Annotated in this window: 10 protein-coding genes and 1 tRNA gene; 7 read left to right on the top strand and 4 right to left on the bottom strand. The window is 69.7% G+C overall.

The genetic code is table 11. The features are described from left to right. Nucleotides 1-72: 72 nt before the first annotated feature. The 6 genes from queC (at nucleotide 73) to AC04MD_RS08455 (ending at nucleotide 7,603) form a co-directional block, all read left to right on the top strand. The gene (gene queC / locus AC04MD_RS08430; protein ID WP_475496829.1) at nucleotides 73-738 is read left to right on the top strand and encodes a 7-cyano-7-deazaguanine synthase QueC; all 666 of its coding nucleotides are present in this window, start codon (nucleotides 73-75) and stop codon (nucleotides 736-738) included. Between the two features lie 73 nt (nucleotides 739-811). Beyond that, a tRNA-Lys gene (locus tag AC04MD_RS08435) sits at nucleotides 812-887 on the top strand. A 63-nt stretch (nucleotides 888-950) separates the two neighbouring features. Then, a complete protein-coding gene (locus AC04MD_RS08440) occupies nucleotides 951-2,063 on the top strand; it encodes a PLP-dependent cysteine synthase family protein (RefSeq protein ID WP_475496830.1) in 1,113 nt (370 codons plus the stop codon). Nucleotides 2,064-2,090: 27 nt separating this feature from the next. Further along, nucleotides 2,091-4,118, top strand: a complete 2,028-nt coding sequence (locus AC04MD_RS08445; protein WP_475496831.1) for a M3 family metallopeptidase — start codon at nucleotides 2,091-2,093, stop codon at nucleotides 4,116-4,118. Nucleotides 4,119-4,237: 119 nt separating this feature from the next. Beyond that, entirely contained in the window at nucleotides 4,238-6,418 is a 2,181-nt protein-coding gene (bglX, locus tag AC04MD_RS08450) for a beta-glucosidase BglX (RefSeq protein WP_475496832.1), read from the top strand. Between the two features lie 6 nt (nucleotides 6,419-6,424). Next, entirely contained in the window at nucleotides 6,425-7,603 is a 1,179-nt protein-coding gene (locus AC04MD_RS08455) for an MFS transporter (protein ID WP_475496833.1), read from the top strand. 5 nt (nucleotides 7,604-7,608) lie between these two features. Here AC04MD_RS08455 and AC04MD_RS08460 read toward each other — a convergent pair whose 3' ends face one another. The 4 genes from AC04MD_RS08460 to AC04MD_RS08475 form a co-directional block, all read right to left on the bottom strand. After that, on the bottom strand, nucleotides 7,609-8,067 hold the full coding sequence (locus tag AC04MD_RS08460; RefSeq protein WP_475496834.1) for a hypothetical protein: 459 nt from the start codon (nucleotides 8,065-8,067) through the stop codon (nucleotides 7,609-7,611). Between the two features lie 101 nt (nucleotides 8,068-8,168). After that, nucleotides 8,169-9,962 carry a DNA helicase RecQ gene (gene recQ / locus AC04MD_RS08465; RefSeq protein WP_475496835.1) on the bottom strand — a complete coding sequence of 598 codons (1,794 nt, stop codon included), beginning with the start codon at nucleotides 9,960-9,962 and terminating at the stop codon, nucleotides 8,169-8,171. 1,030 nt (nucleotides 9,963-10,992) lie between these two features. Continuing rightward, nucleotides 10,993-11,166: a hypothetical protein gene (locus AC04MD_RS08470; protein WP_475496836.1), complete on the bottom strand. Its 174-nt coding sequence runs from the start codon at nucleotides 11,164-11,166 to the stop codon at nucleotides 10,993-10,995. Nucleotides 11,167-11,232: 66 nt separating this feature from the next. Then, nucleotides 11,233-11,787: a Dps family protein gene (locus AC04MD_RS08475; RefSeq protein WP_310164563.1), complete on the bottom strand. Its 555-nt coding sequence runs from the start codon at nucleotides 11,785-11,787 to the stop codon at nucleotides 11,233-11,235. A gap of 88 nt (nucleotides 11,788-11,875) precedes the next feature. Between AC04MD_RS08475 and hrpA the strand changes: the two genes are divergently transcribed. Beyond that, nucleotides 11,876-15,997: an ATP-dependent RNA helicase HrpA gene (gene hrpA, locus AC04MD_RS08480; RefSeq protein WP_475496837.1), complete on the top strand. Its 4,122-nt coding sequence runs from the start codon at nucleotides 11,876-11,878 to the stop codon at nucleotides 15,995-15,997. Nucleotides 15,998-16,004: the final 7 nt, after the last annotated feature.

Below are 16,004 nucleotides of genomic sequence, written 5' to 3' on the forward strand. Positions count from 1 at the left end.
GATCCCAGCATGCGCTGGGATGACGGGCCTGACGTCCCCACGCCTTACCACTCATCACGAATCACGAATCCCATGAAAAATGCCGTCGTCCTCCTGTCCGGAGGCATGGACTCCGCCGTCGTCGTCGCCATCGCCCGCGAGCAAGGCTTCGCGGTGCACGCGCTCAGCGTGCGCTACGGCCAGCGGCACACCTCCGAGCTCGATGCCGCCGCGCGCGTCGCCGCCACGCTGGGTGCCGCCGCGCACAAGACCGTGCACGTGGACCTGCGCAGCATCGGCGGCTCCGCGCTGACCGACGACATCGACGTGCCGGAAGCCGGCGGGCCGGGCATCCCGGTGACCTACGTGCCGGCGCGCAACACCATCATGCTGTCGGTGGCGCTGGGTTGGGCCGAGGTGCTGGGCGCCAACGACATCTTCTGCGGCGTCAACGCAGTGGACTATTCGGGTTATCCGGATTGCCGGCCCGAATTCATCGAGGCGTTCGAGACGCTGGCCAACGTGGCGACCAAGGCAGGCGTGGAAGGCGCGGGCCTGCGCATCCAGGCGCCGCTGCTGCGCATGAGCAAGGCCGACATCGTGCGCGAAGGCGTGCGGCTCGGCGTCGATTTCGCGCAGACCGTGTCCTGCTACCAGGCCGACGCGCAGGGCCGCGCCTGCGGGCACTGCGATGCCTGCCGCCTGCGCGCCGCCGGCTTCGCCGACGCCGGCGTGGCGGACCCGACGCATTACGTCTGATCGCGCGGGTTTCGCCCCATCGTGGACCTTGGGGTAGAATGCGCGTCCCGGTGCAAGGCCGGGATGCGTTTCCGGGCCGTTAGCTCAGTCGGTAGAGCAGAAGACTTTTAATCTTTTGGTCGAAGGTTCGAATCCTTCACGGCCCACCACGCACATCCCGCCAACGCGCCATCACTGCGCCGCGTTCGCGTCGGCGCCCGGCAGGAATCCCCGTGACCACGGCAGCGCGTGACTGGACGGCGCAGGCGATCCAGCGCATCGAAGCGGACTACAATCGGTCAGCCGATACCCACCTGATCCCGCTGCCGCTGCCCGGCTTTCCCGGCATAGACGTCTATCTCAAGGACGAATCCAGCCACCCGACCGGCAGCCTGAAGCACCGGCTCGCGCGCTCGCTCTTCCTGTATGCGCTGGCGAACGGCTGGCTGCGCGAGGGCGCGCCGGTCATCGAGGCGTCCAGCGGTTCGACGGCGGTGTCCGAGGCGTACTTCGCGCGCCTGCTCGGTCTGCCCTTCATCGCCGTGATGCCGTCGTCCACCTCGCCCGACAAGATCGCGGCCATCCAGTTCCAGGGTGGGCGCTGCCACTTGGTCGAGCAGGCGGCGGAGATCAACGAAGTTTCCCGGCGACTGGCGCAGGAGAGCGGGGGCCATTTCATGGACCAGTTCACTTACGCCGAGCGCGCTACCGACTGGCGGGCGAACAACAACATCGCCGAGTCCATCTTCAAGCAGATGGAGGCCGAGCCGCATCCGGTACCGGCGTGGATCGTCTGCAGTCCGGGAACCGGCGGCACCAGCGCTACGCTGGGGCGCTACGTGCGCTATCGGCGGCATCCGACGCGCGTACTGTGCGCGGACCCGGAGCATTCGGTGTTCTTCGACCAGTACCGGAGTGCGTGCGACGGCCATGAGGATACGTCGCTGACCTGCGCACGCGGCTCCGGCATCGAAGGCATCGGACGCCCGCACTGCGAGCCCAGTTTCATCCCGGCCTGCATCGACGCCATGGTGAAGGTACCGGATGCCTTCAGCCTGGCGGCCATGCGTCACGTCAGCGCGGTACTGGGGCGGCGTGTCGGCGGGTCGACCGGCACCAATTTCGTCGGCATCCTGGTGGCCGCGGCGCGCATGCGGGAGGCGGGCGAAGCGGGCGCCATCGTCAGCATCCTGTGTGATAGCGGCGAGCGCTACGCGCATAGCTACTACAACCGGGACTGGTATCTCGAGCGCGGCATCCCCATCGTGGACAGCGACGACGCGATCGCCGCCGCCGTGGCCGGACGCGGGCTGCCTGTGCTTGCGCAGGCCGACTGGCCGGACTGACCCCCCTTTGTTGAACGAGGCATCCCCATGACCAATCCGCTGCTCGATTTCTCCGGCCTGCCGCATTTCGACGCGATCCGTCCCGAGCACATCGCACCGGCCATCGACCGGTTGCTGGCCGAGGCCGAGGCGGCGGTGAAAGCGGCGGAAGCCGTCGCCCCGGTGACCTGGGACGCGTTCGTCGTACCGCTGGACGACGCTACGGAGCGCCTGGCGCGCGGCTGGAACCAGGTCACCCACTTGGAAGCCGTGGTGAACACGCCGGCGCTGCGCGCCGCCTATAACGCGCAGCTGCCGAAGGTGACGCGCTTCTGGAGCGCGCTGGGGCAGAACCTCGCGTTGTATCGCCAGTACCGCGCGCTGGCCGATGCGCCCGACGCGGCGCAGTACGACGACGCGCGCCGCAAGGTGCTGGACAATGCGCTGCGCGATTTCCGCCTCGGCGGTGCCGAATTGCCGGACGAACAGAAGGCGCGCTTCGCCGCGGTGAAGGAGGAGCTTGCCGGGCTCTCGGCGAAGTTCTCGCAGAACGTGCTCGATGCGACCGACGAGTACGAGTTCTGGATCAAGGACAAGCAGCACCTCGGTGGCCTGCCGGCCGACGTGGTGTCGGCGGCGCGCGCCGCGGCCAAGGCCGACGACGAGCCGGGCTGGAAATTCACCCTGCAGATGCCGTGCTACCTGCCGGTGCAGACGTATGCGGACGATCGCGCGCTGCGCGAGACGCTGTACCACGCGAATGCGGTGCGCGCGTCCGAACTCGCCGACAACGAGGCGCTGGACAACTCCGCGCTGATCGACCGCATCCTCGCGCTGCGGACCGAACTCGCCGCGCTGCTCGGCTTCGCCAGCTACGCCGAGTATTCGCTGGCGACCAAGATGGCCGACACGCCGGACGACGTGCTGGCGTTCCTGCGCGATCTCGCCGCGCGCGCCAGGCCGCATGCGCAGCGCGACCGCGAGGAACTGGAAACCTTCGCCCGCGAGCAGCTCGGCCTGGAGACGCTCGAAGCCTGGGACCTGGCCTATGCCAGCGAGAAGCTCAAGCAGGCGCGCTACAGCTTTTCCGCGCAGGAAGTGAAGCAGTACTTCACCGAGCCGGCGGTGCTGGCTGGCCTGTTCGGCGTGATCGGCGATCTCTACGGCCTGCGCGTGGAGCAGGACACCGCGCCGACCTGGCATCCCGATGTGCGCTTCTACCGCCTGGTGGATGGCGACGGTGCACTGGTGGGCCAGTTCTACCTCGACCTGTATGCACGCGAGGGCAAGCGTGGCGGCGCCTGGATGGACGAATGCCGCAACCGCCGCGACACCGCGCGCGGCGCGCAGACGCCCCTGGTGTATCTGGTGTGCAACTTCGGCAAGGGCATGGACGGCACGCCGGCCACCTTCAGCCACAACGACGTGACCACGCTGTTCCATGAGATGGGCCACGGCCTGCACCAGCTGCTGACCCAGGTCGGCGAACTCGGCGTGGCCGGCATCAATGGCGTCGAGTGGGACGCGGTGGAGCTGCCCAGCCAGTTCATGGAGAACTTCTGCTGGGAATGGGAACGCGTGCAGGCGATGACGGCGCACGTGGACACCGGCGAACCGCTGCCGCGCGCGCTGTTCGACAAGATGGTCGCGGCCAAGAACTACCAGAGCGGCATGGCCACCGTGCGCCAGCTCGAGTTCGGCCTGTTCGACATGCAGCTGCACAGCGGTTTCGATGCGGCCGAAGACAGCGTGCTGGCGCTGCTGGACCGGGTGCGCGACGAGGTGGCGGTGAACCTGCCGCCTGCGTTCAACCGCTTCCCGCACCAGTTCAGCCACATCTTCGCCGGTGGCTACGGGGCGGGGTACTACAGCTACAAGTGGGCCGAAGTGCTCAGCGCCGATGCCTACGCCGCCTTCGAGGAAGCGCCCGCGCAGGTCGCCGACACCGGCACGCGCTTCCGCCGCGAGGTGCTGGCGCGTGGCGGCAGCCGGTCCGCCGCCGAAAATTTCCGCGCCTTCCGTGGCCGGGCGCCCAGGATCGACGCGCTGCTGCGGCATTCCGGCATGGCCGGCTGAGCGTCGCGGCGGATCCCGGAGGGCTGGGCGGAACCCGTTTCCAGCGGGTTTGACCCCGCTTGTAAACGTTTTCATAATGGCTCCCCCGTTACACCGGCGTTCCCGGGAGGACCGCTTACATGCCGCATCAGCGAAGGATCGAAGGCCTGATCGCCGAGATGACGCTGGAGGAGAAGATCGGTCAGCTCGGCGCCTTCGCCGATGCGCTGCGTCCGTTCGCCTTCGAGTTCAATCCGGAGACCTTCGCGCGCGATGCTGAGCAGGTTCGCGAGCAGATCCGCAGCGGGCGTGTCGGTGCGCTGTTCAACGGCGTGGGCGTGGCGGAAGGCCGCGAGGCGCAGCGCATCGCGGTGGAGGACAGCCGTCTCGGCATTCCGCTGCTGCTGGGCGCCGATGTCATCCACGGCATGCGCACGGTGTTCCCGATCCCGCTGGGCGAAGCGGCCAGCTTCGAACCCGACCTCGCCGAGCGCACCGCGCGCGCCACCGCGAAGGAAGCCACCGCCACCGGCATCCACTGGACGTTCGCGCCGATGGTCGACATCGCGCGCGACCAGCGCTGGGGCCGCGTGGCCGAAACCTCCGGCGAGGACGTCTACCTCTCCTGCGAACTCGCCGCCGCCCGCGTGCGCGGCTTCCAGGGCAAGGACCTGACCGCCGCCGATTCGCTGCTGACCACGCCCAAGCACTTCGCCGCCTATGGCGCGATCTCCGCGGGCCTGGACTACAACTTCGTCGACATGGCGCCGCAGACGCTGCGCGACGTGCACCTGCCGCCGTTCAAGGCGGCGATCGACGCCGGTGCGCTGACGCTGATGAGTTCGTTCAACGACATCAACGGCGTGCCGGCCTCGGCCAATCGCGAACTGCTGACCGACATCCTGCGCGGCGAGTGGAAGTTCGAAGGCTTCGTCGTCTCCGACTACACCTCCGACCTGGAACTGATCGCGCACGGCTACGCCAGCGATGAAGCCGACGCGGCGCAGAAGGCGCTGTCGGCCGGCCTGGACATGAGCCTGCAGAGCGGCATCTACGCCGGCCACGTCGCCACCCTGGTCGCCGAAGGCCGGCTGGGCATGGACGAGGTCGACGAGGCCGTGCGCCGCGTGCTGCACGTGAAGGCCGCCATCGGCCTGTTCGACGATCCCTACCGCTGCCTCGACGTCGAACGCGAAGCCGACCAGTCGCATATCCCGGCACACGATGCGCTGGCGCGCGACTGCGCGCGCCGCTCCATCGTGCTGCTGAAGAACGACGGCGACCTGCTGCCGCTGAAGAAGGCCGGCCAGCGCATCGCGCTGATCGGGCCGTTCGCGCAGGACACCGCCAACCTCGGCGGCTGCTGGAACATCTTCGGCGACGCCTCGCGCATGGTGGACGTGGAAACCGGCCTGCGCGCCGCGCTGGACGATCCGTCCGCGCTGGTCGTGGTGCCGGGCAGCGGCATCGAAGAGGCGCTCGACGGTGGCATCGACGCCGCGGTCGCCGCCGCGCGCGATGCCGACGTCGTGCTGCTGGCCGTGGGCGAGCCGCACGAGTTCTCTGGCGAAGCGCAGTCGCGCACGCAGATCGTGCTGCCCGCCGCACAGCAGGCGCTGGCCGAGGCGGTCGCCGCCACCGGCACGCCGGTCGTCGTGCTGCTGCGCAACGGCCGCGCACTGGCGCTGGACGGCGCGGTGCGCGATGCGCAGGCGATCCTGGTCGGCTGGTTCCTCGGCACGCAGACCGGTCCGGCCATCGCCGACGTGGTGTTCGGCGACTACAACCCGTCCGCGCGCCTGCCGGTGAGCTTTCCGCAGGACGCCGGCCAGCAGCCGTACTTCTACAACCATCCCGCCACCGGCCGGCCCAACGTGCCGGGCACGCCGCGTTTCTTCCAGACGCGCTGGCGCGAGGTGTCGCACGCGGCGCTGTATCCGTTCGGCCACGGCCTGTCGTACACCCGTTTCGAGTACGGCGTGCCGCAGCTCGACACGCAGACGCTGGGCTGGGACGACACGCTGACCATCCGCACGCGCATCACCAATCGCGGCGACCGCGATGGCGAAGAAGTGGTGCAGCTGTACCTGCGCGACCGCACCGCCAGCCGCGTGCGCCCGGTGCGCGAGCTGAAGCGCTTCCGCAAGATCGCGCTGGCCGCGGGCGAATCGCAGGAGGTCGAGTTCACGCTCACGCGCGCCGACGTCGAATTTCACGGCGTCGACAACCGACCGGTCGCCGAACCGGGCCTGTTCGACCTGTGGGTGTCGCCGTCCAGTGCGGTCGGCGACGCCGTGCCGTTCGAACTGCTCGCGCCCTGAGTGCCGATGTCGGCGCATGACGACACCGCACCGTCCGCCGGTGCCGTGAACGACGACGCCATTCCCGGTGCGCGCGAACGCATCGCCACCCGCATCGCCTTCTTCATCGGCGGCTTCGCCATCTCGGCGTGGGCGCCGCTGATCCCGTTCGCCAAGCACAAGCTCGCGCTGGACGACGGCCAGCTCGGCCTGATGCTGCTGTGCCTGGGCGTGGGCTCGGTGCTGATGATGCCGCTGGCCGGGGGGCTGGCCGCGCGCTTCGGCTGCCGCCGCTCGATCCTCGCCGCGGGCGCGATGATCTGCCTGTGCATGCCGGCGCTGATGCTGGCGCCCAGCATTCCCGTGCTCGCGCTGGTGCTGGCCGTGTTCGGCGCCAGCATGGGCGTGCTCGACGTGGTGATGAACGTGCAGGCGGTGATCGTCGAACGCGCCAGCGGGCGCGCGATGATGTCTGGCTTCCATGGCATGTACAGCGTCGGCGGCATCGCCGGCGCGGGTGGCGTGGCCGGTGCGCTGGCACTGGGCGCGTCGCCGCTGATGGCGATCGGCGGCATGGCGGTGATCGCCGCGGTGTTGCTGGCCGGTGCGCGGCGTGGCCTGCTCGTCGACGGTGGCGACGGCGACCATCCCGCGTTCGTGCTGCCGCGCGGGCGCGTGCTGCTGGTTGGCGCGGTGTGCTTCGCGATGTTCCTGTCCGAAGGCGCGGTGCTGGACTGGAGCGCGGTCTTCCTCACCTCCGTTCGCAACGCCGATCCGGCGACCGCCGGCTTCGGCTACGTTGCCTTCGCGGTGATGATGACGATCGGTCGCCTGACCGGCGATCGCATCGTGCAGGCGCTGGGCGCGTTCCGTGTGGTGCTGTGCGGTGCGCTGGTCGCGGCGGCGGGCTTCACGCTGGCGATCCTGGTGCCATCGCCGCTGGCCGGGCTGGCGGGCTTCGCGCTGGTCGGTGCGGGTGCGGCGAACGTGGTGCCGGTGATGTTCTCCGCCGCCGGACGCCAGCGCAGCATGCCCACGCACCTGGCGGTGGCCGCGGTCACCACGATGGGCTATGCGGGCGTGCTGCTGGGCCCGGCCGCATTGGGCTTCATCGCCAAGCTCACCTCGCTGGCGGCGGCGCTGGGCCTGCTGGTCGTGCTGCTGGTCGCGGTGGCGTCGGTCGCGCGCGTCGCCACGCGCGACTGAGCTACTTACGGGCGCGGTGCGCCACGCATCATCGGGCCGCCAGGGTAGCCGCCGTACGGGCCGCCGTAATAGCCGCCGGGGCCGTCGTAGCGGTCGACGTTGATGTTGAGGTTGAACGTACGCGGCTTGCCTTCGTCGTCGTACGTGGTCTTGCAGAGGTTGAGGTTGGCCGCGTTGTAGGTGCTGCGGCCATGGCCCTTGCTGTAGCCGATGCCGGTGGTGACGCTGCCCGACACGCCATCGCCGTCGTCGTCGCCGTAGTAGACGCAGGGATCGACCGGGGCCGCGGGCGCGGCGCTCTTCTTCGGGCGCGCCGGCTGCGTGTCGCCGTACCAGGTACCGGGCGGATCCTTGGCGTAGGCCGCGGACTGCGGCAGGCTGAGGTCCAGCGATTCCGCGGTCGACTGCGCAAACGCGGGCACGGCGGTCATCAGGGCCAGCAAGGCGACAGGCAGGGTCTTCATGGGGAATCCCGGAACGGCGGCCCCTCGAGTGAGGGGCCTGCAAGGCAACCTAACAGTCCCGGATTGAACGTCGGCTGAGATCGGCGCCCGCGATGGGGAACTCATCCCGCCGCGCCCAGTACGTCGAGCACCCGCTGGCCGTAGCGCTCCAGCTTGGCGCCGCCGATGCCGCCGACCCGCGCCAGTTCGGCCAGCGTGGCGGGCTGCTGCTCGGCGATGTTGCGCAGCGTGCTGTCGTGGAAGATGACGTAGGCGGGCACGTTCTGTTCGCGCGCCAGTTGTGCGCGCAGGTCGCGCAGCACCTGGAAGCGCGGCAGATCGGCCGCCTGCACCGGCACCCCGCTGCGCGCGCCACGGTCGCGTTCGCGCTTCTCGCGCTGTTCCTTGCGCAGCTGCAGGCGGCGCTCGCCGCGCAGCACCGTGCGGCTGCCCTCGGTCAGGCGCAGGCTGCCGAACTCGGCCTCCACTTCCAGCAGCCCGCAGGCGACCAGCTGGCGGAACACGCTGCGCCACGCGGTGGCGTCCAGGTCCTTGCCGATGCCGTAAGTGGTCAGGTGGTCGTGGCCGCACTGGCGGATGCGTTCGCTCTCGCTGCCGCGCAGCACGTCGATCACGTGGTTCACGCCGAAGCGCTGGCCGCTGCGGTACACGCAGCTCAAGGCCTTCTGCGCGGCCTCCGTCGCATCCCAGGTCGCGGCCGGGCTCAGGCAGTTGTCGCAGTTGCCGCACTCGTGCGGGTAGGTCTCGCCGAAGCCGGCCAGCAGCACCTGCCGCCGGCACTGGGTGGATTCGCAGTAGCCGAGCAGCTGGTCCAGCTTGCGGCGCTCAAGGCGCTTGCGCTCTTCGCCGGCCTCGCCCTGTTCGATCATCTGCTTCAGCAGCACCACGTCGCCCAGGCCGTAGCACAGCCAGGCCTCGGCGGCCTCGCCGTCGCGGCCGGCGCGGCCGGTCTCCTGGTAATAGCCTTCCATCGACTTGGGCAGGTCCACGTGCGCCACGAAGCGCACATCGGGCTTGTCGATGCCCATGCCGAACGCGATGGTCGCCACCATGACGATGCCGTCCTCGCGCAGGAAGCGGCGCTGGTTGTGCGCGCGCACGCTGGCGTCGAGACCGGCGTGGTAGGGCAGGGCGTTGAAGCCCTGCTCGGCGAGGTAGTCGGCGAACTGTTCCACCCGCTTGCGCGACAGGCAGTAGACGATGCCGGCCTCGCCCTGGTGCTTGTGCAGCATGTCGCGCAGCTGGTGGCGCGCGTTGTCCTTCTGCACCACGGTGTAGCGGATGTTGGGGCGGTCGAACGAACTGACGAACTTCTCGGCTTCGACCAGGTTCAGCCGCTCGGCGATCTCGCGCTGGGTCGGCGGGTCGGCAGTGGCGGTCAGCGCGATGCGCGGCACGTCGGGCCAGCGCTCGTGCAGCAGGGTCAGTTCCAGGTATTCGCGGCGGAAGTCGTGGCCCCACGCCGACACGCAGTGCGCTTCGTCGATGGCGAACAGGGCGATGCGGCTGCGGTCCAGCAGCGACAGGAAGCGCCCGGTCAGCAGCCGCTCCGGCGCGACGTACAGCAGGTCGAGCTCGCCGCGCAGCAGGGCCTGTTCGACCTGCTGGGCCTCGTCGGCGGCCAGCGAGGAATTCAGGAAGGCGGCGCGCACGCCGAGCTGGCGCAGGGCGTCCACCTGGTCCTGCATCAGCGCGATCAGCGGGGAGACGACGATGCCGGTGCCGTCGCGGAGCAGGGCGGGCACCTGGTAGCAGAGGGACTTGCCGGCGCCGGTCGGCATGAGGACCAGGGCATCGTGGCCGGCGGCGAGGTGTTCGACGATGGCCTGCTGGTGGCCACGGAAAGCGCTGTAACCGAAGACGCGCTGCAGTGTTTCAAGTGCGGGGGACGACATGCGCACAGGATACCGCGCCCGCGCGGGACGGCCGGCGGGTCGGGTGTGTCGATCATGGGGTCCGGAGGGTCAGACGCACGTGGTAGTGGCTGGACAGCGTGGTCGTCAGTGCGGGTCCGCCGGGCCACGGTCCGGGTTCTGTACGCGGTGTACCGGGTTCGGAACTCGGCGTGCGGGGTTCAGAACGCGGAACGCGGGGTTGTTCGCGCGGTGCGCGGGGCTCGGGACGCGGAGGTCCGGGTCTGGTGCGCGGTCGACGGGGTGGGGGAACGCGGTGCGCGGCGTGTTGTGCTCGGTGCGCGGGGCAGAACGCCCGGTGTGCCGCGTTCTGGACGCGGAAGGCAGGGTCCGGAACGCGGGACGCGGGGTGTGGTTACCTGGCGTGCGGGGTCGGGAACGTGGAGGGCGGGGTTTGTTGGGCGGCTCGCCGGGTGTTGTATGCGGCAGGTGCGGTGGGGAGCCCGGTGAGTGACGGTGGTTGCGTCGTGCGTCGCGATGAGGGGGCGGGGGATCGCGATTTTGCGCGGGAGGTTGGGTTGGGGGCGTTGGTGATACGGGTTCGTGGGCTGGCGGTGGGTTTGCGCGGTTGTCGTGCATGGCGCCGCTGGCCGCGGGGGCCCTACTTTTCTTTGCTCGTGCAAAGAAAAGTAGGCAAAAGAAACACACCCCGGCGGTCCGCCCGCCGCTGCGCGGCGGGTGCGCAGTCCCGGCGGGAATTTTCGGACAGGGCATCCTGCCCTGGCCGAAAACGGCGCACGTCCTGTGCGCCGCCCTGCGGGTTTTACCCGCCGTGACTGCCGGACCTCAGGGGCCCCGGGAGCGGCATCTGCCAGATCTCCGCAGCTTTTGCTGTTGCTCGCGCTTCGGGTCCCCATGAGGCACGGCGAGTGGGCCGGGTACAACCCGAAGGGCGCCGTCATGGATAACGGCGTTTCCGTATGGCACATGGATGTGCCTTACGGAAATTCCCGGAACGCTCGCGGACCCTGCGCGCAGCGCAGGGCGTGCCGCCTGGGGTGTGTTTCTTTGCTTACTTTCTTTGCGCAAGCAAAGAAAGTAAGGCCCCCGCGGCGAGCGGCACCATGCCTGCGTACATGCGATCCATCCACACTTTTGCAAAGAAGAACGCCCACTCTTTCTGCACAAGCAAAGAAAAGTAGGGTGCCGCGGTGAGCGGCACCATGCCTCCATGCAGGCGATCCATCCGCACGTCCAAAAACGAAAACGCCCGGACCAGCCGGGCGTTTCGAAGTAACCGCAATCGCCGCGATTACTGCAACAGCGAGCGCAGCATCCACGCGTACTTCTCGTGCGTCTGCAGACGCTGCGTCAGCAGATCCTCCGTCGGCGCATCGTCCGCATCGTCCGCGATGTCCAGCACCTTGCGCGCCGTCCGGCAGACCGCCTCGTTGCCGATCACCAACTGGCGCACCATCTCCCGCCAGTCAGCACTGTCGCTCAGGCCCGGCTCCTCCGGGATCGAGGTCAGGCTGACGAACTCCCGGTACGAACCCGGCGCATTGAAGCCCAGCGCGCGGATGCGCTCGGCGATCTCGTCCAGCGCCGTCCACTGCTCCGTGTACTGCGTCTCGAACATCGTGTGCAGCGAATTGAACATCGCGCCGGTGATGTTCCAATGGAAGTTGTGGGTCTTCAGATAGAGCGTGTAGCTGTCGGCCAGGAAGCGCGACAGGCCATCGGCGATCTTCTTGCGTTCGCCGCCGCTGATCCCGATATCGATGTTGGGTGCCGACGGGGCCGCCGCGAGCGGCGCGGCCACGGAGGGGGCCTTGGTCTTGGCGGGCTTGGTCTTCGGCTTGGCCATGCGGATGCTCCTGTAGGTGGGTTGAGGCGGCACAATGGACAGACTAGAACATGTGGCGTGAGCAAAAAGTTTCAAGCACGTGCTGAAGATGAGTACTCCCCGCAACCCGTCCCCCTCCCGTCCCGACCGCGCCGCCCTCGACCAGGGCCGGCAGTCGCTCGACCGTGCGCTGAGCCGCGACCGCGGCCGCTTGCACGGGCTGTGGTCGCGCTGGCAGGGCAAGCCGGCCGATGCCGGTGCGCGCCAGGCCTTCGAACAGGCCGTGACCGCGTCGATCGCCACCCGCGAACGGCGCCTGGCGACCGTGCCCGCGGTGACGCTGGACGACGCGCTGCCGATCGCCCGCGAGGGCGAGCGCATCGTCGAGCTGATCCGGAACCACCAGGTGGTCGTCATCGCCGGCGAGACCGGCTCCGGCAAGACCACCCAGCTGCCCAAGCTGTGCCTGGCCGCCGGCCGCGGCGTGGCCGGCATGATCGGCTGCACGCAGCCGCGGCGCATCGCCGCGCGCGCCGTCGCGCGCCGCGTGGCCGACGAACTGAAGACCGAACTCGGCCGCGGCGTCGGCTTCCAGGTGCGCTTCAACGACCAGGTCGGCGAAGACACCCACATCAAGTTCATGACCGACGGCATCCTGCTGGCGGAGATCGCCAGCGACCGCTGGCTGTCGGCCTACGACACCATCATCGTCGACGAGGCGCACGAACGCAGCCTCAACATCGACTTCCTGCTCGGCTACCTGAAGCAGCTGCTGCGCAAGCGCCGCGACCTGAAGGTCATCGTCACCTCGGCCACCATCGACACCGCGCGCTTCGCCAAACACTTCGACGACGCGCCGGTGATCAGCGTGGAAGGCCGCACCTATCCGGTCGAGGTGCGCTACCGCGCGCCCGAAAGCGAGAGAGACGGCGAGGGCGAGCAGGAAGGCGACCGCACCGTCAACGATGCCATCGTGGCGGCGGTGGACGAGATCACCCGGCTGGACGCGCGCGGCGACGTGCTGGTCTTCCTGCCCGGCGAGCGCGAGATCCGCGACGCGCACCAGTCGCTGGAGCGCCGCAAGTACCGCAACACCGAGGTGTTGCCGCTGTATGCGCGGCTGTCCAACCAGGACCAGGACCGGGTGTTCAACCCCGGCCCGAACCGGCGCATCGTGCTGGCCACCAACGTGGCCGAGACCTCGCTGACGGTGCCGCGCATCCGCTACGTGGTCGATCCCGGGTTCGCGCGCGTCAAGCGCTACAGCCCGCGCAGCAAGCTCGACCGCCTGCATATCGAACCGGTGTCGCAGGCCAGCGCCAACCAGCGCAAGGGCCGCTGCGGGCGCATCGCCGAGGGCATCTGCTACCGGCTGTACTCGGAAGCGGATTTCCAGGCACGTGCGGAATTCACCGATCCCGAGATCCGCCGTTCCAGCCTGGCCGGCGTGATCCTGCGCATGCTGCAGCTGGGCCTGGGCCGGATCGAGGACTTCCCGTTCCTGGAAGCGCCGGAGGAGCGTGCCGTCGCCGACGGATGGCAGCAGCTGACCGAACTTGGCGCGATCGACGGCGAGCGCCGCATGACCGCGATCGGCCGGCAGATGGCACGCCTGCCGGTGGACGTGAAGCTGGCGCGCATGCTGGTGGCGGCGCAGGCCGCGGGCTGCCTGCGGCCGATGCTGGTGATCGCCTCGTTCCTCGGCATCCAGGATCCGCGCGAACGCCCGGCCGACGCGCGCGGCGCGGCGGACACCGCGCATGCGCAGTTCGCCGACGGCCGCTCCGAGTTCGTCGGCGTGCTGCGGCTGTGGGATGCCTACCGCCAGGCGCACGAGGACCTGACCCAGTCGAAGCTGCGCGACTGGTGCGGCCGCCATTTCCTCGGCTTCCTGCGCATGCGCGAATGGCGCGAGCTGCATCGCCAGCTGCGCCTGCTGTGCGAGGAACTGGGCTGGAAGGAAGAAGACACCGAGGCGTCGCTGGCGCCGCTGCTCGCCGGCAGCAGCGCGCCGCCCGCCGCGCGCGACGACAGCGCCGCGGCGGTGAAGGCCACGCGTGGCCAGTTGCATCGCGCCGCACGCCTGGCGCGCGAGGCCAAGGCCGAGCCCGCGCCCGCACCGGTGGCGGTGCGCGCACAACAGGACCAGGCGCCGGCCGGTGGCGGCTTCAGCGAGCGCGTGCGCGCCAGCGCCTACCAGACGCTGCATCGCGCGCTGGTGGCCGGCCTGCCCACGCAGATCGGCCATCGCACCGACAAGGGCGACTACCAGGCGCCGCGCCAGCGCCGTTTCCTGCCGTTCCCGGGCTCGCCGCTGTCCAAGCGGCCGCCGCCGTGGCTGCTGGCGGCCAACCTGCTGGACACGCAGAAGGTGTGGGGCATGACCCTGGCATCGATCGAACCCGACTGGGTGATCGCCGAACTGCCGCACCTGCTGCTGCGCAAGCATTTCGATCCGCACTGGTCGCGCGCGCAGGGCCAGGTGCTGGCGTCGGAGCAGATCAGCCTGTTTGGCCTGGTGCTGGCGCCGAAGAAGCCGGTGCACTACGGCCGAATCGCCCCGGCGGAAGCGCACGACCTGTTCGTGCGCCAGGGCCTGGTGACCGGCGAGATCACCACGCGTGCGTCCTTCGTCGCCGACAACCTGAAGACGCTGGAGCAGGCGCGCGAAGAAGAAGCCAAGCTGCGCCGCGCCGGCCTGGTCGCCGACGAGGACTGGCAGGCGCGCTGGTACCTGGACCGCATTCCGTCCGAGATCCATTCCGCCGCCGGCCTGGACGCGTGGTGGAAGGCGCTGCCGCCCGACAAGCGCCGCGCGCTGCACTGGTCGCTGGTCGATCTGTTGCCGGGAGAAGGCAGCGAGGAAGACCGCTATCCGAAGTACTTCGCGCTGGGCGACGCGCGGCTGCCGCTGCATTACCGGTTCGAACCGGGCGCGGTCGACGACGGCGTGACGCTGGAGGTGCCGCTGCACCTGCTCAACGCGCTCGATCCCACGCGGCTGTCGTGGCTGGCACCGGGCTTCGTCGCCGACAAGGCGGCCGGGCTGATCCGCAGCCTGCCCAAGGCGATGCGGCGCAACTACGTGCCGGCGCCGGACTTCGCCCGCGCATTCTTCGAAGCGTTTGCCAAGCCTACCGCCGACGATATCCGCGGCGAACTGGCGCGGTTCCTCTCGCGCGCGACCGGCGTAGCGGTCAGCGCGCTCGACTTCGACGACGCGGCGCTGGAGCCGCACCTGCGCATGAACCTGAGGCTGCGCGAGGATCCGCGCGGTGGCGAAGGTCGCGTGCTGGCCGAGTCGCGCGATCTCGAAGCACTGCGTGCGCGCTTCGGCGCGAAGGCGGGGCAGGCGTTCGCGGCGCGCGCCGGTCGCGAGATGGCGGCCAGCGGCCTGCGCGAGTTCCCCGCGCAGCCGATCCCGCGCGAGGTGCCCGGCGAGGCCGGCGTGCCGGCCTATCCGGCCCTGCGCGACGAGGGCGAGACGGTGGCGCTGCAGGTGTTCGCCGACCGTGCCGAAGCCGATGCCGCGCACCCGCGCGGCGTGCGTCGCCTGCTGGAGATCGCGCTGGCCGACAAGGTGAAACAGGCGCGCAAGCAGCTGCCGGTGTCGCCGAAGACGGGCTTGCTGTACGCGGCGATCGAATCGCAGGAGCGCCTGCGCGGCGACATCGTCGATGCGGCGATGAATGCCGTGCTCGCGGGCGGGCTCGATGCGATCCGCGACCGCGCCGCATTCGAGCAGCGGCGCGACGACGCCGGCAGGCGCCTGTTCGGCGAAGCGATGGAGCGGCTGAAACTCGCCGAGGCGATCCTGTCCGCGGTGGCGGAGCTGAAGCCGCAACTCGAGGCACCGCTGATGGGCTGGGCGCGCGGCAACCTCGACGACCTGCGCGCGCAACTGGCGGCGCTGGTGCATCCCGGCTTCCTGCGCGACACGCCCGCCGACGCGCTGGCGCAGCTGCCGCGCTACCTGAAGGCGATGACGCTGCGCGCCGAACGCGCCAAGCGCGATCCGGCGAAGGACCAGGCGCGCATGCTGGAACTCAAGCCGTTCGCGGATGCGCTGGCGCAGGCGAACGAGGACGGTGTCGCGCAGGCGGCGGACTGGCAGGCGCTGCGCTGGGACCTGGAGGAGCTGCGGGTATCGGTGTTCGCGCAGGAACTGGGCGCGAAGAGCGGCGTCTCGCCGAAGAAGCTCGCGCAGCGCCTGCAGGCGCTGCGCGGGTAATGCTGCA

Source organism: Pseudoxanthomonas sp. LjRoot206, assembly GCF_056175725.1.

Bases quoted from the DNA above. Each gene is read 5' to 3' on its own strand.
- AC04MD_RS08455 (WP_475496833.1), top strand. From the start codon at position 6,425: ATGTCGGCGCATGACGACACCGCACCGTCCGCCGGTGCCGTGAACGAC.
- AC04MD_RS08475 (WP_310164563.1), bottom strand. From the start codon at position 11,787: ATGGCCAAGCCGAAGACCAAGCCCGCCAAGACCAAGGCCCCCTCCGTG.
- queC (WP_475496829.1), top strand. From the start codon at position 73: ATGAAAAATGCCGTCGTCCTCCTGTCCGGAGGCATGGACTCCGCCGTC.
- bglX (WP_475496832.1), top strand. From the start codon at position 4,238: ATGCCGCATCAGCGAAGGATCGAAGGCCTGATCGCCGAGATGACGCTG.
- AC04MD_RS08445 (WP_475496831.1), top strand. From the start codon at position 2,091: ATGACCAATCCGCTGCTCGATTTCTCCGGCCTGCCGCATTTCGACGCG.
- AC04MD_RS08460 (WP_475496834.1), bottom strand. From the start codon at position 8,067: ATGAAGACCCTGCCTGTCGCCTTGCTGGCCCTGATGACCGCCGTGCCC.
- recQ (WP_475496835.1), bottom strand. From the start codon at position 9,962: ATGTCGTCCCCCGCACTTGAAACACTGCAGCGCGTCTTCGGTTACAGC.
- hrpA (WP_475496837.1), top strand. From the start codon at position 11,876: ATGAGTACTCCCCGCAACCCGTCCCCCTCCCGTCCCGACCGCGCCGCC.
- AC04MD_RS08470 (WP_475496836.1), bottom strand. From the start codon at position 11,166: ATGGATCGCCTGCATGGAGGCATGGTGCCGCTCACCGCGGCACCCTAC.